This is a genomic window from Marinobacter sp. CHS3-4, assembly GCF_030053415.1.
GTDB lineage: Bacteria > Pseudomonadota > Gammaproteobacteria > Pseudomonadales > Oleiphilaceae > Marinobacter.
This window is the reverse complement of record NZ_JASGBJ010000001.1, coordinates 22,691-41,479: the sequence shown is the minus strand read 5'-3', so window position 1 is coordinate 41,479 and position 18,789 is coordinate 22,691. Positions and strand designations below refer to the sequence as shown.

Sequence of the window (18,789 nt, the reverse complement as noted above, 5' to 3'; positions counted from 1 at the left end):
AGCGGGCCGCTAGTCACATTTCGTCGATGCTTTTACTGAATTCTAGGGGCAGAAGTGTTCTTGCCTTAGATCTACGGTGGCGCATAGGGCTTCGGTAGCCAACTCCACATCGGCAACATAGTAAAGCGATGCCAGCCCCAGGCGATCACGCCCAAGGTTGTGGAAGATCATGCCGAACAGAATGTCGCCGGCGCTGTACTCCTCATGTTCGCGTGCGAAATAGATGGCTGGCTTCGAGAGTTGTTCATCGGTGAGCAGCGACAAAACACGTCCCACGCCACCGTGGTAGGCCTGTACCAGCAACAGTGTGAATAACTGGTCCCGTTTCATGTCGGGCAGGTGGCCGAAACGTTCCTCGAAGGTGGGTTCGAGGTTGCGGGCATTCTGTTGCATCAGCTTGAGCGCGCAGTCGACCTGCGCAAGACGATGCCAGTGGTTGACTGGCTTGATCTGGCAGTCGTTCAGCGCGGAGGGTGACAATTGCAATATGCCTTTGGCATCGGCTCGGGAATGGGCGTTGGCCTGCCCGCTGCTCTCAATCAACACCTGGCCACCAAGATAACGGGGCAATGTAGCGGGCAAGTCGAGCCTCTGCTGGTCAAGGCGAGTCTGGTAGACATACATCATGGCCTGATGCAGGGAGCGCGGCTCTGCCTGAGAGGCAAAGATCAGGTCGTCCCAGGTCCCCCACAATAGGTCGGATTCGGACCGCCCCAGGTAACGGTCTACAGCCGCAGACAGGTCGACGTGCGGCTGAAGGCATGACAATGCAAACGGATAGCCAGTGTCGCTCAGGCTGCCCGGCACCCAGCTGTCCACCTTGCCTTTTTCAGCCAGCGCCGCTCTGGTTTCGTTCAGTCGGATCTGGGTGGCCTGTCGGGTCGCGGCGTCGTCGATATAGCCCAGAAACTGGCCGCGCCGGTCAAAGAGGATGTGGCGGTCAGCAACTGAGCAAAATCCACGCTCTTTCAGCACCCAGCGTCGGATGGTGGTGATGTTCTGGTAAACACCCTGGCTAACCCAGTAGGGTGAATTGCGAACCACCTCTACCCAGTCTTTTTCCGGTTCTGGCGGTTCGCTGGCGTGGGCAATCGGTGCAATAATGCCTGCCAACGCCACGATTCTGACAACACAATAAAAAACGGAACGCCACATGAAGCAATCCGAATACCTTCGATTCGACGCCGTTGCCCTTGCGGACCTGATACGGCGTAAAGAAGTCACCGCGCGTGAAGTCTGTGACGCCGCCATTGAGCGGGCGGCCACGGTGAACGACCGGCTGAATGCCATCTGCTACCCCCAATTTTCGGACGCGCTTGAGCAGCCCTTTCCCTCCGATGGTACCTTTTGTGGGGTGCCAATGCTGCTTAAAGATCTGATGCAGCAGCAACAGGGCCACCCTTGCACCTACGGAAGTAGAGGGCTGAAAAATAACATTGCCAGCCAGGATTCTGAATTTGTGCGGCGCGCCCGTGAAGGTGGGCTGGTGTTTCTGGGCCGAACCACCACTCCGGAATTCGGGCTGAAAGGCGTCACTGAATCGAAGCTGTGGGGTGCAACCCGTAATCCATGGAACACTGACCGAACGCCCGGCGGCTCAAGCGGCGGCTCTGCCGCCGCGGTTGCTGCGGGCATCGTGCCGATGGCCGGTGCCAACGACGGTGGCGGCTCGATCCGCATTCCCGCTGCCTACAATGGCTTGTTCGGGCTCAAACCCTCGCGCGGGCGGATCTCTTCCGGCCCCTTTGCCGGGGAAGCCTGGACCGGCGCCTCGATGGACCACGTCGTCACTCGCACGGTGCGGGACAGCGCTGCCATGCTGGATGTTCTGTCCGGGCCAGCACCTGGCGATCCGTTTGTGATCCAGCAGCCGCCCGCTCCCTTCAGTGATCTGATGCAGCAGTCGCCAAAGCCTTTACGAATCGGTGTATTTACCTCTTCTCCCTACGATACGGAGGTTGCCGCAGAATGTGTGGACGCGGTCGAGGACGCGGCGCGTATGCTCGAAAGCCTGGGCCACACCGTGGAGTACGCTCGGCCGGAGTTTGAAGGGATGGCGCTGGCACGCTGCTATCTGGGTCTGTACTTTGGCGAAGTGTCCACCCTGATGGATTACGCCAAAAAGGAACTCGGTGCTAAAGACGAAGATTTCGAGCTGGATACCCGCCTGATCGGCATGCTGGGTCAGACCCTGCCGCTGCCCGAATACGTGCGCCGCCGACAGCAATGGAATGACTTTGCCCGGGCGTTGGGCGCCTATTTCGAAACCTACGATATGTACCTGTGCCCCACTGTTGGCCAGATGCCCGCAAAGATCGGCGAGCTGGACACACCGGCTCATTTGCAGATTGCGGCCAAACTGATGCTGCGCCTGAATGCCGGAAAAATTGTGCATCGAAGCGGCCAGGTGGATCAGATGGCCTTGGAAAGTCTGTCAAGAACCCCATTTACTCAATTAGCAAACCTGACAGGCACGCCGGCTATGTCCGTACCATTGAACTGGAGTACCGAGGGGCTACCTGTTGGCGTTCAGTTTGGTGCGCCCCATGGTGATGAGGGGAAACTGCTGCAACTGGCGGCGCAGCTGGAAGAAGCCAGCCCCTGGTTTGGCCAGTATGAGCGGCTGGACGCCCTGATGTGACAACGTTTGATCAGGTGTTGTGATCCGCCCGTGAAAGTTTCACGTTTATCTTTATGGCAGGAACAGTCTATGCTGTGAGTCAGGGAGACCCTTCTTCCTGTACGACCCTGATGGCATCGAGGAGGCGAGTGAATTATGAACCAACCGATGGCAATCGACGAACTGGTGTCTGTAGCGCAGGCCGAAGCCATGGGGGAGCTCGACGCCCCGATGATGGCGATCGTACTGTCCAGCGAACAAAGCTACGACTTGCCCATTAACTCTCTTGAAAGCGATGCCGACAAGGCCCGCTGGGGTTTGATCCTCCGCGCGGCCCGTGAGCACGTAGAAGCCGACGCCGTGGCCGTGCTGTATCCGGCATGGACCACGATCCGCAACAAGAAACCCGCTGAGGAAACCGAGGAAGGCGTTGAAGACGAAGCGCTGAAAGCGGAAGAATCCGAGCAGGACATTGACCCGGGCCGTGGGGAAGATCCGAGCGAACCCATTGATACCTTGTTTGTACAGCTTCACACCCGTGACCGTATCTACTGGCGCGGTTTTGAACAGATCCGCGATCCGAAGCATCAACGGATCATCGGTTTTCGCAGGATCAAAGCCCTGTCTACCGAGTATGGCCGTGACGAAGCACCATCAGTCACGTCGTGGCTGAATACCCTGTTCGAGCCTTTACCCGATGAAGGGCAGGAAACCGACGTGGATCGGGAACTGGCGGATATGCTTGAAGAACCCGAAGTCAGCGCGGCGCTGTATCCGCGACAGATGCGGGCTCTGCATTAAGGCACGGCTAGCGGGCCCTTGGCCTCCCTAAGTTGTCATGGCGCGTTCAGCTACTCGATAGAGGCTGAACGCGCCAATGGTTACCTGCCCCAAAATCTGGCCTATTGGCCGGATAGCATGGTCAGGCAGAGCTGAGCGTTCTGGACGAAATGTGAAAACGCGGTGAGCTGCTGATCCGAGGGTACGTAGTCCGCCGCCGCGTTGTCCGCATAAAACAGGCCAACCAGGCGGCCTTTTGCCTTAAGGGGGCCGACCAGCGCCGGCACTTGCCCCAGCCAACGGTCGTATTCCACCGGTTCACTCTTGCGTTTGGGCTGGTAGATGTAACAGCTGGCATGGGGCAGCAAAGCACCCAGCTTTCCCGTTCCGTCCTTGCTGATTCGAAAACTGTCTTTCCAGTTTTCTGTTCCCTTGCCACCCAGCTTTCTTGGAATCAGCGTGTGGCCCGATTTGTCGGTCATCAGCAAGGCAACACGCTGCATGCCCACAGCTCGGTGTATGCCTTCAATGACCAGCTGACATACCTCATTGATGTCGGGTTTGTCTGTCAGGCTGTGAGTCAGGTCTCTGAGAATCTGCAGCTGCAGATTGGGGTCGACTTCCGGAGCGTGAGTTGCCGTCGCCCCCTCGTCGCTGTTGCTTCCCGGCATCAATGCGGTGACCTGGGGTATGCCTAGTGATACGGCCACCCGGGCTGCTTCGCCGGCATTCACTTTAACATGGTCGCGCACGGTGGCTGGCGGTTCGCCGATGTCATCACCCAGCTGCTCCAGAACGGCATCCATGTCTGCGCCTCGCCAACCATGTTCAGACAGCTTTGCCATTTCAACGGAATGGCGCACCAGGCTAGACGCTTTCGAATTTGCTTTTCCGGGCGCTACAACATCCTTGATGAATGGGCCCAGCGCCCACGCGTCCACAAGGCCACGGGTAATGTCCGTAAAGGTCGAGTGAATGATCGATTTCTGAGCCTCGATGGCGGGTGTCTCCAGCCGCAATTCCTGCTCCAGCTCGCTCGCCTGCTCGGTGTCGCAGGACCAGAAAGCCAGCTCACCGATATTCATGAGGAGAGCCCCTATGAACACTTCCTCCAGCGCCTGTTCGTTTCGTTTTGGCAACAGGCAGCGGGCCTGAACCGCGGCATGAATCGCCCGGGCCAGACAGTGGAGCAGGTGTGGGCGATCATTGCGTTTGAGCAGCGAATCAACAATCAGTGACGAGATCGCCATGGATTTGACCGCATCGAAACCAATCAGAGTGATGGCACGGCTGACTGTGCTGACCTGGGTTCGGGTCTGGTTGTAAAAAACCGTATTGGACAACCGCAAAACCTGCGACGTGAGCTGGGCATCATTGAGGATCACGTTGGCCAGCTCATTAACGGTGCTGTTGCTGTTGTCCGTCAGTTCGTTGATCCGCCGTAAGGTGTTGGCCAGTACCGGCAGCTCCACTTTACTGAGATAGGAAACCCAGGCGCTGGTAGAAGTCATTCGTGGTGCTGCACTGCTGCTATTGTCGCTCAACGTCTGGTCCGTCCTGCTTTGTCAGATGGAATAGATAGTAGTAGATGATGACCGTTAATTGAGTCTAGTCCAACAGGCAAACGGGTGTGGAATGCTTGCCGTGTACGGGCATTTACCAAGGCCATAAGCTCGGGTTCAGACAGTGAGTGGTCTATAATCGCCGGTTTTTTCCACGCACTTCCGACACGTTGGCAGGTTTGACCCGTGATTGTTTTTGACCAGGTTGAAAAGTCCTATCAGGTGAATGGCCAGGCGGTTCCCGCATTACGCCCGACCAGCATGACCATTGAAACCGGAGAGATCTTCGGCATTGTGGGCCATTCTGGTGCCGGCAAATCCACGCTGGTTCGTCTGATTAACCTGCTGGAACCGCCCTCCGCAGGTCGCATCCTGATTGATAATGAAAACATCACTCGCTACAGCCAGGCAGAGCTAAGGGCCTTCCGTCGCAAGGTGGGCATGATCTTCCAGCACTTCAATCTGCTGTCCTCAAAAACCGTCGCTGACAACATTGCGTTCCCCATGAAGCTGGCGGGCATCTATTCCAAACAGGAGATACAGGCCCGGGTGGAAGAGTTGCTGCAGAGGGTCAGCCTGAGTGATCAGGCCAATAAGTATCCGTCCCAGCTATCCGGTGGTCAGAAGCAGCGGGTCGGTATTGCCCGCGCCCTGGCCTGTCGACCCACGATATTATTGTGCGATGAAGCGACCAGTGCGCTCGACCCACAAACAACACAGTCGGTTCTACGGCTGCTGGCGGATATCAATAAAGAACTCGGGCTGACCATCGTACTGATCACCCATGAAATGGACGTGGTGCGGCGCGTGTGTGACCGGGTGGCCGTCATGGACGCCGGTGAGGTCGTGGAAATGGGAAAGGTCAGCGATGTGTTTCTTCATCCGGAGCACCCAACCACCCGGGATTTTGTGTTCGAGAGCGAGCATATTGATCATGAGGATATGCAACGAGATCTGGCGCACGCGCCCGGCCGCATCCTGCGTCTGACGTTCAAAGGTGAATCCACCTACACGCCGCTGCTGGGAAGTGTTGCGCGGGAATCCGGAGTGGATTTCAGCATCCTGTCGGGCCGAATTGATCACATCAAAGACACGCCATACGGCCAGCTTACTCTTTCACTGGTGGGCGGTGATCTGAATGTGGCCATGAACGCCCTGAAAGCCGCCGATGTTCACGTGGAGGTACTGCGCTGATGGATGCTTTGATGGAAGGCCTGTTGAGTAACGTGGATTGGACCGAAATCGGCCTGGCCAGCTGGGATACGCTGGTGATGGTCGGGTTGTCTTTGTTGTTCAGTGTACTGATCGGTTTGCCCATTGGCGTGTTGCTGTTCCTGTTTGGCAAGCGCCAGTTACTGGAACAGCCGATTGCCTACGCAGTGTTGTCATTTGTAGTGAACGTGCTGCGTTCTGTGCCGTTTATCATCCTTTTGATCGTGATGATTCCGTTTACCGTGATGCTGATCGGTACCTCGCTGGGCGTGGCCGGGGCGATACCGCCGCTGGTCGCCGGCGGGGCTCCCTTCTTTGCGCGTCTGGTGGAAACCTCATTGCGGGAGGTGGACCGCGGTATCATCGAGGCCACGCAGGCCATGGGCGCAAATGTACGGCAGATTGTCTTCGGCGCCCTGCTTCCTGAAGCGTTACCCGGCCTGATCGCCGGTATTACGGTGACTGCTATCACCCTGGTGTCCTATGCCGCGATGTCCGGCGTCATTGGCGGCGGTGGCCTCGGTGACCTGGCCATTCGCTTCGGTTATCAACGATTCCAGACCGACGTCATGGTCATTACCGTGGCGCTTCTCGTGATTTTTGTTCAAGTGCTGCAGATGGTCGGCGACCGTCTGGTGCTTTATTTCAGCCGAAAATAACGTTTGGCGCGAAAAACGCTCATTTCCAAGACACTCTGACAGGAGAATATCCATGAATGTGAAGAAGACGTTGGCAGCCCTGGCTGTCGCAACCACGGTGTCAGTGGCCGCGTCCGCAGAAGAGTTGTCTGTGGCGGCGACGCCGGTGCCCCACGCGGAGATTCTGGAGCACGTAAAGCCAATGCTGGCGGAAGACGGCATTGAACTTGAGGTCAAAGTCTTCACCGATTACATCCAGCCGAACATTCAGGTGGATCAGGAACGGATGGATGCCAACTTCTTCCAGCATCAGCCTTACCTGGATGAATTCAATGACGGCCGCGGCACTGACCTGGTGACCGTGACAGGCGTCCATGTGGAGCCTTTTGGCGCCTATTCCAATCGCATCGATTCACTGGATGACCTGGAAGAAGGCTCGGTAGTGGCCATCCCTAACGACCCTACCAATGGCGGCCGGGCCCTGCTGCTGTTGCAAAAGCACGGTGTGATTACCCTCGAAGACAGCAGCAAGATTACGGCGACACCGCGTGACATTGCCGACAATCCGAAAAATCTGGATTTCAAGGAGCTGGAAGCGGCGACGTTGCCACGGATTCTGAACCAGGTGGATATCGCCCTTATCAACACCAACTACGCGCTTGAAGCCGGCCTCAATCCGACAGAAGACGCGTTGGTGATTGAGGGGTCTGATTCACCGTACGTGAACATTCTGGTCGCGCGCCCGGACAACAAGGACAGCGAGGCGATGCAAAAGCTGGCTGAAGCGTTGAACTCCGAATCGGTGAAGACCTTCATTATGAATCAGTATGAAGGTGCCGTGGTCCCGGCGTTTTAATGCAGATAATGTAAGAACAAAAAAACCGGGCCGAGGCCCGGTTTTTTTATGGCTGGACGATTTATTCGCCGCTCCAGTTCACAGTCGGATCTGGCGTCATCCGCAGGTACGGACGCACCGCGTTGTAGCCTTTCGGGAAGCGCTGTTTGATTTCGTCCTCGTCCTGAAGGGACGGCACGATCACGACGTCTTCGCCTTTTTCCCAGTTACCGGGTGTGGCTACCTTGTGTTCATCGGTCATTTGCAAGGAATCAACGGCGCGCAGCACTTCATTGAAGTTACGGCCGGTGCTGGCCGGATAGGTAATCATCAGGCGGATTTTCTTGTTCGGATCGATCACGAACAGCGAACGAACCGTCAGGCTGTTCTCCGCCGCCGGCGGAATCATGTCGTACAGCGTTGAGACTTTGCGATCCTCATCCGCGATGATCGGGAAGTTCACGGTGCAGCCCTGAGTTTCGTTGATGTCGCTGATCCACTGCTTGTGGGAATCAACGGCATCCACGCTCAGCGCGATCGCTTTCACATTGCGCTTGGCAAACTCGTCTTTCAGCTTGGCAGTCAGCCCCAGCTCGGTGGTGCATACCGGCGTAAAGTCGGCCGGGTGAGAAAACAGAATGCCCCAGCTGTCGCCGAGCCACTCGTGAAAGCGAATGGTACCCTCACTGGATTCCTGCTCGAAATCCGGTGCGGTATCTCCAAGATGTAAACCCATAACGTTTCCTCCTCTACTGAAACCAAACCAAATTGGCTAAAAACCGACAAACATACTGTGCCGGTGTGTGCTTCCTATACGAAGTGATATGGTGACGGATGATCGAAAAACCAAGGGCGCCAGCGACTGCTTCAATACTTGCTGAAACCAACTGTTGCAGCCAAGAGTGTAGACCCATGGTCCGTGGTGTACATATTTCATCGGTAGGTTAATCTGACGATGAGAGTTTTCAGGAGTAAACGTCCATGACCCAGACATCGACCCCACAAGCCTTCCACGTTGATGTTGGTGACTTGCAGTTTTGCGTGGAAACCCGGGGCAATCCCGAGGGTGAGCCGGTGCTTTTCGTCATGGGGCTGGGAGCCCAGATGACCTTGTGGCCGGAAGCGCTGTTGGAGCAGTACGTCAGTGAAGGCTACCGCGTAATCCGGTTCGATAACCGGGATATTGGCCTGTCGTCTCATCTGAAAGACCGACTGAAAGGGCATCCCATGGCGGTGATGGCAAGGGCTCGGATGGGGCTCAACGTGCCCGCGCCTTACACGCTCCAGGATATGGCCGCCGATGTGTGCGGCATCATGGACGCCATGCAATTGAACAGTTGCCACCTGGTAGGCGTGTCGATGGGTGGGATGATTACCCAGCTGGTGGCTGCCAACTGGCCGGAGAGAGTGCGCTCGGCCACGTTGATCATGACATCGACGAACAGCCCCCGCCTGCCTATACCCAAGCCTTCGCTGATTGTTCGTCTGGCCGGGATTGGTTCCCGAGGAAACGACGAAGATACCGTGGTGGCGCGCTCCATGGACTTCTGGAAGCTGATTCAGAGCCCGGATTTCCCGTCACGTGACGACGAGCTCCGAGAGCGTATCACTGTTAATTACCGGCGCAGTTATCACCCTGCTGGCATACTTCGCCAGACCCGGGCCATTCTGGCGACTGGTAGTCTATCCTCCGCGACCCGGCGGATTCGTCAGCCTGTCGCCGTGATTCACGGTAAGGCGGATCCTCTGGTACGCCCGGCGGCGGCAGAGCAGCTTGGCTATCTGATGCCTCACGCCCGCGTTGAACTCATCGAAGGGATGGGGCATGACCTGCCACAGCCTCTGCTGCCTAGGTTTGCGGAAATCGGCTTTGAAACCATGGGCCGTGCACGCTGATTGACGTTTCAAGTTTCGCCGGGATTGCCTATGTTTAGAGTGTCGTGAACCGGAATTTAATTGATTAGGGAGTGTGATCATGGAATCGCTCAAAGCTTCGGATGTAATGTCGAACCACATTGAACCTATTCGTTGTGGGACGCCGCTGACCAAAGTGGTTAAAACCCTGCTGCATAACCATGTCAGCGGTTTGCCGGTCGTCGATGACCATCGCAAGGTGATTGGTTTCATTTCTGAACAGGATTGCATTCACGCTCTGCTGGTGAGCAATTACCACCGGGAAGGCGATCCGAAAGTCGACGATGTAATGTTTCACAACCCCATGACCATTTCACCGGAAATGTCTGTAGTGGATCTGGCGCAGAACCTGGGCGCGGGCAAACCGAAAGTGTATCCGGTGACCGATCATGGCCGCTTGATTGGTATCGTGACGCGCACATCCATTCTTCGGGAATTGGCCAAGATTGGTTGCGGCATCGAGGTGCCCAAGACCGCCTGACGGCCGCTGCGCTCTCAATAGACACCGCGTATGAAAACAAAGAGGTTGGCATGGAACTGCTTTCGACAAATGTCTGTTTCAACGGCGAGCATCGGCGGTATCGGCACCGCTCGGCGGCGCTGGACTGTGAAATGGAGTTTGCCGTGTTTCTCCCCCCGGCCGCCCTCGGCGCCGAATCCCGGAAGGTGCCGGTGTTGTACTGGCTGTCAGGGCTGACCTGCACTGATCAGAATTTCATGCAGAAGGCGGGCGCCATGAGACGGGCGGCCCAACTGGGGTTGGCCATTGTGTGCCCGGACACCAGCCCGCGGGGCGTGAATCTTCCCGGGGAAGACGAGAGTTACGATTTTGGCAGTGGGGCTGGCTTTTACATCAACGCCACGCAGCAGCCATGGGCGCCCCATTACCGGATGTACGATTATGTGGTGAAGGAAATCCCGCAGGTGGTGGAATCCAATCTGCCGATCACCGAGCAGAGATCCATCAGCGGTCACTCAATGGGTGGTCATGGTGCGCTGATTGCAGCGCTGAAGAATCCGGGGCGATACCAATCCGTGTCGGCCTTTGCGCCCATTGCGCATCCAACGGCCTGTCCCTGGGGACAGAAAGCCTTTAAAGGGTATCTGGGCGACGATACCAGTACCTGGGAAGAATGGGATGCAACGCTGCTGATTCCGACGGCCCGGGAACGTCTCCCCCTGCTGGTGGACCAGGGTACAGCGGATAATTTCCTGGATGAGCAGTTAAACCCGGATGCGCTGTTGGACGCCTGTGAAAAAGTACATCACCACATCGATTTGCGGATGCACCGTGGCTACGACCACAGCTATTTTTTCATTGCATCATTCATCGACGAGCACCTGGATCATCACGCCAGAGCACTTGGCCTGATGCCGGGCTAGTGGAAGCCCCAGATTTGCCCGAAATCCATTGACGGCATGATTTCGGGCATCTCGACCCCCACAATATTGTAATCCGGTTGGCTGCAATCGCGCTCGAAGGTGCCGTTGTAACGGTTGCCTCTGGGGCCGATGATGGCCTTCGCAAAAGGACCCTTCGCCCGCTTCGGCCGCGCAAAGACCACCGCAATTTCCTCGTTCTGAAGCCGAACCAGAGTGCCTGGTGGGTATTCAGTAAGCACCTTCAACAAGGCTTTAGGAATCGCCGGCCTGAATGCGCCATCCGCCAGGCTGGCAACCATCTTGTTCGCCTCTATGACGGTCATCCGCTTTCGATAGGCCCGGCGCGTGATCATGGCAATGTAGCGCTCTGACAACGCCAGTATTTCCGCTTCGCCCCGGATATCGGTGCCGCTGAGCCCATGGGGGTAGCCGGAGCCATCGGCCTGTTCGTGGTGTTGATCAATGATCTTCAACAACAGTGCGTTGTCGATCCCTGCTTCTTTGAGTGCGGCAATACTGCGCTGCGGGTGTTTGCGGATGACGGCTCTTTGATCGTTTGTGAGAACGCGATTGGAGGCGTTCAGTTTGTCCGCAACGGGTACCAGGGCCAGGTTGGCTGTAAGGGCAGCGCTAATCAGGACGGCCGTGCGCTTTTCGTCCAGGCCAAAACGCTTTGCGGTGAACTGACACAGAATGGCGTAAAAAATGATCTGTTCGTATATGGTTGGCTCGATGGAATACAGCTGCACCAGCGCAAGGCTGGCTTCCGGTGAATCCGTGCACATCTGGTCAATCATTCGTGCCAGGCCCAGCAAGCGTTTCTTCGCATTCGGGTCCTGACTGGTCACCGCGTTCAGGGCCGATTCCAGCGTCTGAAGCAGAACAGGGTATTCGGCAAAAGGGTTACGAACGCGCGTGTCCTCGACCGCTTCCTCCGGCCGGCGTTCCATCTTTCGCGGGTGGAATAGCCCACGTTCAAAAAGCTGTTCCAGTTGAGTCTCGTTCTGAATTACATAGCCCTGACGCAACAGGACGTTACCGTCAGCATCAAAGACAGTCCATGGCAATGGTTTTCCGATGTCCAGCGCACCGGGCGCAATTTTGACGAGATTAGCCAAGTTACGAGGTCCTTCTTATTATTCTCGTGTATTTCAATTCTAACCTCTAAAATATATCTGTCATCTTTCAATATATTGTGAAATCTTGAAGCGGCGCACCCAAAAGGTGCAACCGTTCGCATATAATAGTTGTCTATTCAAGCACTGTGATCCAGTGTAGTAGCCTGCGCGTTCATTTCCCGGATATTTCATGCTCTACCGTCTGAAGACAGATCTCAGATTATCGGTTATTACCTTGCTTGGCATAAGCGCTTTGCTGGGCATCACGCCGTTCGCCATTATGCGTTTTGCGCAAGGCAATGCGATAGCCGGGCTGGTCGATCTGACCATTATGCTGGCCATCCTGTCCGCCATGACATACGCCTGGGTCACCGGCGACACGGCGCGCAGTGGTTTTTTCATGGCCATTGTTGCCGCCAGTGGTGCCGTTGCCGTGGGCGCAGTGGTTGGCGAGCCCGGTTTGTTCTGGTTATACCCGGTACTGGTGACCAGTTTCTTTCTGACCGAAGCGCGCTATGCCATTTTTATCAATGTGGCCGCCGTTGTGGCACTGATGGTTCATGGCGTTGCATTCAGTTCTTCCGTTCAGATGTGGTCGTTTGCCACCACCGCTTTTGTTGTCAGTGCCTGTGCCTTTGCCTTTGCCCACCGTAATGAAGACCAACGTGAACGTCTCGAACACCTGGCGACAGTGGATCCGCTTACGGGCGTCAAAAATCGCCGTTCCATGGATGAAGAGCTGGCGATCGCAACCTCAATGGCGGCACGTAACGGCATTTCCCAGGGCCTGGTTCTGCTGGATATTGATTTCTTCAAGCAAGTGAACGATGAATACGGGCACAGCGTTGGCGATGAGGTGCTGAAAGAACTTGTTAACCTGTTGCAGAAGAACGTGCGTCGGTCGGATCAGTTGTTTCGCTTTGGTGGTGAGGAATTCGTGCTTTTGATGCCGGGCGTGGAGCAAGTCGGATTGCGGGCGGTTATGCACAATCTTCAGGAGATCATTCGCCGTTTTCTGAGGCATCCAGGCGGCCCGGTCACGGCTTCGTTCGGGGTGGCAGTGCTGAAGCCAGATGAAAGTCCGGAAGACTGGTTCGGCCGGGCAGATGGAGCTTTGTACCGTGCCAAGGAAACCGGACGTGACAGGGTTGTCTATTCAGAGGACCTGCCCGAAGTCGCCAACGTGCAATCTGCTGTATGATTCTGCTTCAGGCCTGATCCTGCCCGGGCCTGAACAGGAAGAGCCGAATACCAAGTAACACACTGGCGGAAGTCAGCCCGCACGTCAGCCCTACCCAGAAACCGGCCGCGCCCATGGTCGGCACCAGCCAGTCTGTAAAGGTAAGTACCCAGCCCAGGGTCAGGCCTACACCCCAGAACGAAAACAGCATGATGAACATGGGAATGCGGGTGTCCTTGTAGCCCCTCAGCGCACTGATGCAGGTCACCTGGATGACGTCGGCAATCTGGAAGATCGCTGCAAACACCAGCAACCGGATCGTCACTTCCTGCACCTGAGGGTCGCTGGTGTAGAGGGCGGCGATTTGCTCTGAAAACAGGAAAAGCCCCAGAGCGAACACGAAGGCGACCGCGACAGCCAGTATCAGTGAACTCAATGCAATGAGCCTGGCCGTGCCCGGTGTTCGTGCGCCCAGAAGAAAGCTGACCCGTAGCGTCAGCGCCATGCCAATGCTCAGTGGCAGCATAAACAGCAAAGACACCACGTTCAGAGCGATCTGATGGCCCGCAACCACAACTGGCCCCAGGGGAGCGAGAAACAGGGCGATGACCGAAAACAGGCTGGCTTCGACGAAGATGGTAAAGCCAATGGGAATGCCCAGCTTGAGGACTTCCATGATGCCCTGTCGGTCGGGTTTGACCCAATCGGCCAACAGATGGAAATGGCGGTATACCTCACTGCGATTCAGGTACAGAACCAGTGCAGATACCGCCACCACGTTTGAAATGGAGGTGGCCCAGCCACAACCGACGCCACCCATGGCCGGCACGCCGAATTTACCGTAGATGAAGATGTAGTTCAGCGGCAGGTTGACCAGGGTGCCCAACACTGAAAACGCCATGATCACCCGGGTATGTCCCAGGCCATCGGTCAGGCCTCGCAGAGACATCATCACCAGCATGAAGGGGATGCCCCAGGCAAAGGCGTCCAGATACCCCTGGGCGATGCGGGCGGTATTGATTTCCAGCCTCAGCAGATTGAGTACCGGAAAAACGTTGGTCAGCAACAGGATCATGATCACTGACCCGCCCGCTGCGATATACAGGCCTTGCCAGGTGGCAGGCATGATACGGTCGAAGGTTCTGGCACCGTTGTGCCCGGAGATGATGGGTTGCAGTGCGCCCAGAAGGCCCATGAAGAACAGAAATACCGGCATCCACAGGCTACTGCCGATGCCGACCGCGGCCAGATCTTCTGCGCTGGCATGGCCCGCCATCACGGTATCAATGACGCCGTTAGCCATTTGTGCCACCTGGGCAATCAGAATTGGCCCACCCAGGATCGCCAGAGTTCGCCATTCCGTAAGTGTGCGCGGAATCAGCGGCTGTCGGACTTCGGGTAATGGCTGATGGGTTTCATCCATAGCAGTTGGAACCAGGCCAGCGGAAAATGGAAAACAATGGAAACGCGGGATGGTACCTCATACGCGCCAGTGATTGGCATAAGTGTTTCCTCGGCACGGTGTACAGGCCGTCGTGCTAAGGGGTAAAGTGCCCGGCTTGCAGATTTCGGGGGTAATGAACGTGGGTCTTCTGGTTTTTGTCACCGTCTTGTGGGCGTTCTCTTTCAGCCTGATTGGCGAATTCCTTGCCGGTCAGGTCGACAGCGATTTTGCGGTCCTGACCCGGGTTGTACTGGGGGCCCTGGTGTTCCTGCCTTTTACCCGCTGGCGTGGCGTACCCGGTGGCATGAAGCTCGGTGTGCTGGTGACCGGCATGCTGCAGTTCGGCATCACCTACCTGTGCCTGTACCGTTCCTTCAGCTATTTGACGGTTCCGGAAGTGTTGTTATTCACGATTTTCACTCCGCTGTACGTCACCTTGATTGACGACGCGCTTTATCGCCGTTTTTCGCCCGTTGCTCTGGTTGCAGCGGCGGTTGCGACCCTTGGCGCGGGTATCATCCGTTACGATGGGCTCAGCCAGAGCTTCGTCACCGGTTTTCTTCTGCTTCAGGTGGCCAACTTTACCTTTGCAGCAGGTCAGGTGGGTTACAAACACACCATGATGCATTTTCGCTCGGAATTGCCGGCGTACCGCACGTTTGGCTATTTCTTCTTTGGTGCGCTGATCATCGCCTTGCCCTCGTTCCTGATTTTTGGCGATGCCGACAAATTGCCGACAACAACGGTGCAGTGGGGCGTACTCGGCTGGCTGGGTCTTGCAGCTTCCGGTGTCGGGCTCTTTCTCTGGAACCGGGGGGCTTGCTATGTGGATGCCGGCACTCTGGCGATCATGAACAACGCTCTGGTGCCCGCCGGGCTGTTAGTGAACCTGCTGATATGGAATCGCGACGCCGATCTGATAAGGCTGGCCATTGGGGGTGGCGTTATTGGCTTTTCTTTATGGCTGAACGCCCGGTTTCATCCCCGGGCGCGGATGGTGGCCCGGGGATGAAACCGGCGTTGAACTATTGATCGGCTTTTGTCACCGCGCGTAGTTCATGCATATAAGGCCGAATGGCCTGTTTGTCCGCTTCCGGCGCGTTAGAGGCCTGTTCCATGGCTGACATGGCGCCGCCCATCATTTTGCGCATCTGCTCTTTCTGCGCCTCGCTCATGTTCGGGTTGTTATTGATCTGATCCATCGCCTGGGACATTTCCTCGCCCATCATTCCGGAGTGCCTGCCCATTTCAATGGACGTCCAGGCGTGGAAGATCCGATCGCCAGCTCTGGCCCAGGAGTCCGTGCTGTCAAAGCCATGCTCCTGCACGACATCTTCCATGCGACGATGGGCTTCGTGGCCTTTCATTTGCTCCACTGACGTCGAGAAAATTCGGGACATGTCGGGCATTTGCATATCGTTGTTCTGGCTCTCGAGCTCTTCCGTTAGCCCCTCGAACTCTCCTTCCATGGATTGAAAGGTTTTCATGGAATCGATGAATGAGCGGATGGTGTCGTCGGTCAGAGGCTCAGCACGCGCTGCCAGCGGCGCCAGAAGGAGCAAGCAAAAAACAATAAAGCGGACAGGGTAGGTGCGATTCATGGTGGATCTCCTTTTGATATGAAATGCCCGGTTCCTTGATCGGGCGTCACTTAAAGGTAGCTCCGGGACGGATTCGAGGCAACCGGCTTAGCTGAACGCCTGCAGCCCGGTCTGGCCCCGCCCGAGGATCAGGGCATGAATATCGTGTGTGCCCTCGTAGGTATTCACCGATTCCAGGTTCATCACGTGGCGGATGACGTGGTATTCGTCGGAAATGCCGTTACCTCCGTGGAGGTCGCGAGCAACGCGGGCGATATCCAGGGCCTTGCCGCAGTTGTTGCGTTTCAGCAGCGACACGGCCTCTGGTGAGGCCGTGCCCGAATCCATCATCCGGCCCAGCTGCAGCGTGCTTTGCAAAGCCAGGGTGATCTCGGTTTGCATATCCACCAGTTTTTTCTGGATCAGCTGGTTGGCCGCCAGCGGCTTGCCGAACTGTTTCCGGTCCAGGGTATACTGGCGCGCCGCGTGCCAGCAGAATTCAGCGGCGCCGAGCGAGCCCCAGCAGATGCCATAACGGGCCTTATTGAGGCAACTGAAAGGGCCCTTCAGGCCTTCGATGTCCAGTTTGTTCTCGTTCGGCACGAAGACGTCGTCCATAAAAATGGAGCCGGTCTCGGAGGCGCGCAGTGAAAATTTCCCCTCGATCTTTGGCGTATCCAGCCCTTCCATGCCTCGTTCAAGTACGAACCCGGTCACGGTGCCTTCCAGTTTTGCCCAAACCACAAACACATCGGCAATGGGAGCGTTGGTAATCCAGGTTTTGGATCCGCTCAGGCGAAAGCCCCCTTCGGTGGCGACCGCACGGGTTTCCATGCTTCCGGGGTCCGAACCGTGGTTGGGTTCGGTCAGGCCGAAGCTGCCCACCAGCTCTCCCGAAGCCAGCCTGGGCAGCAACCGCTGTTTCAGCGATTCTTGCGCAAACGCGTGGATGGGGTGCATCACAAGCGACGACTGCACGCTGAGTGCAGATCGATACGCCGAATCCACGCGCTCTACTTCGCGGGCAATCAGGCCATAGCAAACGTGGCTGAGCCCTGGTCCACCGTAGGCTTCGGGAATAGTAGAGCCCAGCATGCCCAAGTCGCCCATGTCGTTGAAAATCTGTCGGTCAAAGGTTTCGGTGCGGTTGGCCTGGATGATGCCCGGCATCAGCCGCTTGTCACAGAACGCCCGGATGCTGTCCCGAACCTGACGCTCGTCTTCGGCAAGCTGGCCGTCGAAATCCAGCAGGTCATCCCAGGAAGTTTTGTTCATGGCGGTCTCTCGTTTGTGGCGGTTTTCGGCATTGGAAATAGCTTTGGCAGCCAGTCTAACCGTAGAAATCCACTTCTGCTATTTGGGCCGCCGTGATGGAATCGTGATGTTTGCGGTATAGACTTTTTAGGTGGCCGTGACATCGCTGTGAGTGTGACGGTTCATCATTTCTCCTGAGCCCGCTGAATCGGTGGGCCGAAATATCGAACTTTCAGACGAACGAATGGAGAACAGGATGATGAACCTCAAGACAATCACCGCGGTATGCATGCTTGGCCTGATGTCTGGCTTTGCCCACGCTGATGAGATGGCCAAAGACGAAGGTATGATGAACGACGGTATGGACTCGACCATGGCTGAACCGAACATGAAAAAAGATGACATGTCTAACGACATGGGCCACGGTATGAAAGACGACGACATAATGAAAGACAAGATGCACGGCGCCATGGAAGACGATGGCATGATGAAGAACAACATGCTTGGCAGCATGGAAGAGGACAGCATGATGAAAGACGATGCCATGGGCAATTAAGCGGCGGCCATGACTCGAACCGTACTCATTATTGAAGACAACCCTGGCATCGGGGACCTGGTGCGCATGCACGTGGCGGATCTTGGTATGACGCCCGTGCTGTGCGACCGGGGTGACACCGGCCTGGCCCGCTTTCGGGAAGGCGGCATTGATCTGGTGATTCTGGATCTGATGCTGCCGGGGCTGGACGGGTTGTCGGTGTGTCGTGAAATCCGTTCGGGCACCGGTTATGTGCCCGTGCTGATGCTGACAGCCAAGAGCACCGAGCTCGACCGCGTTCTGGGTCTGGAAATGGGCGCAGACGACTATCTGACCAAGCCTTTCAGCGTGGCCGAACTGTCCGCACGGGTGAAGGCCCTGTTTCGTCGGGTGGACGCCATGGCTGGGGCAAAAGACGCGCCGGCGGAAGACAGCGAACTGGTGGTGGCAGGCCTGAAAATGGACCCTGCCCGGCGACGGGTCTTTGTCCACGATCGGGAAGTAGAACTGACCGCTCGTGAATTTGATCTGCTGTGGCATTTCGCCAGCCAGCCCGGACGGGTATTCAGTCGTAGCCAGTTGCTGGACAAGGTCTGGGGCTACAATCACGAAGGCTACGAGCACACGGTGAACACCCACATCAATCGGCTACGAGGCAAGATCGAAACCGACCCTTCCCAGCCGGAATTTATCGAAACGGTGTGGGGTGTGGGTTATCGCTTCCGGGAATAGGT

19 protein-coding genes are annotated in these 18,789 nt (G+C 56.6%); 12 read left to right on the top strand and 7 right to left on the bottom strand.

Annotated elements, in window-relative coordinates:
• Nucleotides 1-42 precede the first annotated feature (42 nt).
• A complete protein-coding gene (locus tag QLQ17_RS00215) occupies nucleotides 43-1,155 on the bottom strand; it encodes a hypothetical protein (RefSeq protein WP_283207529.1) in 1,113 nt (370 codons plus the stop codon).
• Here QLQ17_RS00215 and QLQ17_RS00210 point away from each other — a divergent pair.
• Nucleotides 1,154-2,641, top strand: a complete 1,488-nt coding sequence (locus tag QLQ17_RS00210; RefSeq protein WP_283207528.1) for an amidase — start codon at nucleotides 1,154-1,156, stop codon at nucleotides 2,639-2,641. The genes QLQ17_RS00215 and QLQ17_RS00210 overlap by 2 nt on opposite strands.
• A gap of 135 nt (nucleotides 2,642-2,776) precedes the next feature.
• Complete coding sequence (locus tag QLQ17_RS00205; protein ID WP_283207527.1) at nucleotides 2,777-3,421, top strand: hypothetical protein; 645 nt, start codon at nucleotides 2,777-2,779, stop codon at nucleotides 3,419-3,421.
• Nucleotides 3,422-3,522: 101 nt separating this feature from the next.
• Here the strand turns inward: QLQ17_RS00205 and QLQ17_RS00200 are convergent, their stop codons facing one another.
• The gene (locus tag QLQ17_RS00200; RefSeq protein ID WP_283207526.1) at nucleotides 3,523-4,911 is read right to left on the bottom strand and encodes an HDOD domain-containing protein; all 1,389 of its coding nucleotides are present in this window, start codon (nucleotides 4,909-4,911) and stop codon (nucleotides 3,523-3,525) included.
• A gap of 237 nt (nucleotides 4,912-5,148) precedes the next feature.
• On the opposite strand from QLQ17_RS00200, the gene QLQ17_RS00195 reads away from it, so the two are divergent.
• From QLQ17_RS00195 to QLQ17_RS00185, 3 genes are read left to right on the top strand one after another with little or no spacing between them, the layout of a single operon-like run.
• Entirely contained in the window at nucleotides 5,149-6,156 is a 1,008-nt protein-coding gene (locus tag QLQ17_RS00195) for a methionine ABC transporter ATP-binding protein (protein WP_283207525.1), read from the top strand.
• Entirely contained in the window at nucleotides 6,156-6,833 is a 678-nt protein-coding gene (locus QLQ17_RS00190; protein ID WP_283207524.1) for a methionine ABC transporter permease, read from the top strand. Before QLQ17_RS00195 ends, QLQ17_RS00190 begins: the two co-directional genes overlap by 1 nt.
• Nucleotides 6,834-6,885: 52 nt before the next feature.
• Nucleotides 6,886-7,668, top strand: coding sequence for a MetQ/NlpA family ABC transporter substrate-binding protein (locus QLQ17_RS00185; protein WP_283207523.1), 783 nt, complete (start codon nucleotides 6,886-6,888; stop codon nucleotides 7,666-7,668).
• A gap of 61 nt (nucleotides 7,669-7,729) precedes the next feature.
• Here the strand turns inward: QLQ17_RS00185 and QLQ17_RS00180 are convergent, their stop codons facing one another.
• Complete coding sequence (locus QLQ17_RS00180) at nucleotides 7,730-8,383, bottom strand: peroxiredoxin (protein ID WP_283207522.1); 654 nt, start codon at nucleotides 8,381-8,383, stop codon at nucleotides 7,730-7,732.
• A gap of 245 nt (nucleotides 8,384-8,628) precedes the next feature.
• Here QLQ17_RS00180 and QLQ17_RS00175 point away from each other — a divergent pair, with 245 nt between their 5' ends.
• The 3 genes from QLQ17_RS00175 (at nucleotide 8,629) to fghA (ending at nucleotide 10,944) form a co-directional block, all read left to right on the top strand.
• Entirely contained in the window at nucleotides 8,629-9,543 is a 915-nt protein-coding gene (locus QLQ17_RS00175; protein WP_283207521.1) for an alpha/beta fold hydrolase, read from the top strand.
• 79 nt (nucleotides 9,544-9,622) lie between these two features.
• The gene (locus tag QLQ17_RS00170) at nucleotides 9,623-10,042 is read left to right on the top strand and encodes a CBS domain-containing protein (protein ID WP_283207520.1); all 420 of its coding nucleotides are present in this window, start codon (nucleotides 9,623-9,625) and stop codon (nucleotides 10,040-10,042) included.
• A 50-nt stretch (nucleotides 10,043-10,092) separates the two neighbouring features.
• Nucleotides 10,093-10,944, top strand: coding sequence for an S-formylglutathione hydrolase (fghA, locus tag QLQ17_RS00165; RefSeq protein WP_283207519.1), 852 nt, complete (start codon nucleotides 10,093-10,095; stop codon nucleotides 10,942-10,944).
• Here fghA and QLQ17_RS00160 read toward each other — a convergent pair.
• A complete protein-coding gene (locus QLQ17_RS00160) occupies nucleotides 10,941-12,062 on the bottom strand; it encodes an HD-GYP domain-containing protein (protein WP_283207518.1) in 1,122 nt (373 codons plus the stop codon). The two genes, fghA and QLQ17_RS00160, sit on opposite strands and share 4 nt — an antisense overlap.
• A 190-nt stretch (nucleotides 12,063-12,252) precedes the next feature.
• Here QLQ17_RS00160 and QLQ17_RS00155 point away from each other — a divergent pair, with 190 nt between their 5' ends.
• Nucleotides 12,253-13,263, top strand: a complete 1,011-nt coding sequence (locus QLQ17_RS00155) for a GGDEF domain-containing protein (RefSeq protein ID WP_283207517.1) — start codon at nucleotides 12,253-12,255, stop codon at nucleotides 13,261-13,263.
• A gap of 7 nt (nucleotides 13,264-13,270) precedes the next feature.
• Here QLQ17_RS00155 and QLQ17_RS00150 read toward each other — a convergent pair whose 3' ends face one another.
• The gene (locus QLQ17_RS00150) at nucleotides 13,271-14,665 is read right to left on the bottom strand and encodes an MATE family efflux transporter (RefSeq protein WP_283207516.1); all 1,395 of its coding nucleotides are present in this window, start codon (nucleotides 14,663-14,665) and stop codon (nucleotides 13,271-13,273) included.
• A gap of 160 nt (nucleotides 14,666-14,825) precedes the next feature.
• Here QLQ17_RS00150 and QLQ17_RS00145 point away from each other — a divergent pair, with 160 nt between their 5' ends.
• Entirely contained in the window at nucleotides 14,826-15,698 is an 873-nt protein-coding gene (locus QLQ17_RS00145; RefSeq protein ID WP_283209016.1) for a carboxylate/amino acid/amine transporter, read from the top strand.
• A gap of 13 nt (nucleotides 15,699-15,711) precedes the next feature.
• Here the strand turns inward: QLQ17_RS00145 and QLQ17_RS00140 are convergent, their stop codons facing one another.
• Nucleotides 15,712-16,287: a hypothetical protein gene (locus QLQ17_RS00140; RefSeq protein ID WP_283207515.1), complete on the bottom strand. Its 576-nt coding sequence runs from the start codon at nucleotides 16,285-16,287 to the stop codon at nucleotides 15,712-15,714.
• A gap of 87 nt (nucleotides 16,288-16,374) precedes the next feature.
• Complete coding sequence (locus QLQ17_RS00135; RefSeq protein WP_283207514.1) at nucleotides 16,375-17,541, bottom strand: acyl-CoA dehydrogenase; 1,167 nt, start codon at nucleotides 17,539-17,541, stop codon at nucleotides 16,375-16,377.
• Nucleotides 17,542-17,776: 235 nt separating this feature from the next.
• Here QLQ17_RS00135 and QLQ17_RS00130 point away from each other — a divergent pair, with 235 nt between their 5' ends.
• Complete coding sequence (locus tag QLQ17_RS00130; protein ID WP_283207513.1) at nucleotides 17,777-18,076, top strand: hypothetical protein; 300 nt, start codon at nucleotides 17,777-17,779, stop codon at nucleotides 18,074-18,076.
• A 9-nt stretch (nucleotides 18,077-18,085) separates the two neighbouring features.
• Nucleotides 18,086-18,787 carry a winged helix-turn-helix domain-containing protein gene (locus tag QLQ17_RS00125; RefSeq protein ID WP_283207512.1) on the top strand — a complete coding sequence of 234 codons (702 nt, stop codon included), beginning with the start codon at nucleotides 18,086-18,088 and terminating at the stop codon, nucleotides 18,785-18,787.
• The last annotated feature ends 2 nt before the right edge of the window (nucleotides 18,788-18,789 follow it).

Excerpts from the sequence above, each read along its gene's own strand:
- QLQ17_RS00140 (WP_283207515.1), bottom strand. The coding sequence starts at position 16,287 with ATGAATCGCACCTACCCTGTCCGCTTTATTGTTTTTTGCTTGCTCCTT.
- QLQ17_RS00175 (WP_283207521.1), top strand. The coding sequence starts at position 8,629 with ATGACCCAGACATCGACCCCACAAGCCTTCCACGTTGATGTTGGTGAC.
- QLQ17_RS00190 (WP_283207524.1), top strand. The coding sequence starts at position 6,156 with ATGGATGCTTTGATGGAAGGCCTGTTGAGTAACGTGGATTGGACCGAA.
- QLQ17_RS00135 (WP_283207514.1), bottom strand. The coding sequence starts at position 17,541 with ATGAACAAAACTTCCTGGGATGACCTGCTGGATTTCGACGGCCAGCTT.
- QLQ17_RS00125 (WP_283207512.1), top strand. The coding sequence starts at position 18,086 with ATGACTCGAACCGTACTCATTATTGAAGACAACCCTGGCATCGGGGAC.
- fghA (WP_283207519.1), top strand. The coding sequence starts at position 10,093 with ATGGAACTGCTTTCGACAAATGTCTGTTTCAACGGCGAGCATCGGCGG.
- QLQ17_RS00200 (WP_283207526.1), bottom strand. The coding sequence starts at position 4,911 with ATGACTTCTACCAGCGCCTGGGTTTCCTATCTCAGTAAAGTGGAGCTG.
- QLQ17_RS00205 (WP_283207527.1), top strand. The coding sequence starts at position 2,777 with ATGAACCAACCGATGGCAATCGACGAACTGGTGTCTGTAGCGCAGGCC.
- QLQ17_RS00215 (WP_283207529.1), bottom strand. The coding sequence starts at position 1,155 with ATGTGGCGTTCCGTTTTTTATTGTGTTGTCAGAATCGTGGCGTTGGCA.
- QLQ17_RS00170 (WP_283207520.1), top strand. The coding sequence starts at position 9,623 with ATGGAATCGCTCAAAGCTTCGGATGTAATGTCGAACCACATTGAACCT.
- QLQ17_RS00130 (WP_283207513.1), top strand. The coding sequence starts at position 17,777 with ATGATGAACCTCAAGACAATCACCGCGGTATGCATGCTTGGCCTGATG.
- QLQ17_RS00185 (WP_283207523.1), top strand. The coding sequence starts at position 6,886 with ATGAATGTGAAGAAGACGTTGGCAGCCCTGGCTGTCGCAACCACGGTG.
- QLQ17_RS00210 (WP_283207528.1), top strand. The coding sequence starts at position 1,154 with ATGAAGCAATCCGAATACCTTCGATTCGACGCCGTTGCCCTTGCGGAC.
- QLQ17_RS00180 (WP_283207522.1), bottom strand. The coding sequence starts at position 8,383 with ATGGGTTTACATCTTGGAGATACCGCACCGGATTTCGAGCAGGAATCC.
- QLQ17_RS00155 (WP_283207517.1), top strand. The coding sequence starts at position 12,253 with ATGCTCTACCGTCTGAAGACAGATCTCAGATTATCGGTTATTACCTTG.
- QLQ17_RS00150 (WP_283207516.1), bottom strand. The coding sequence starts at position 14,665 with ATGGATGAAACCCATCAGCCATTACCCGAAGTCCGACAGCCGCTGATT.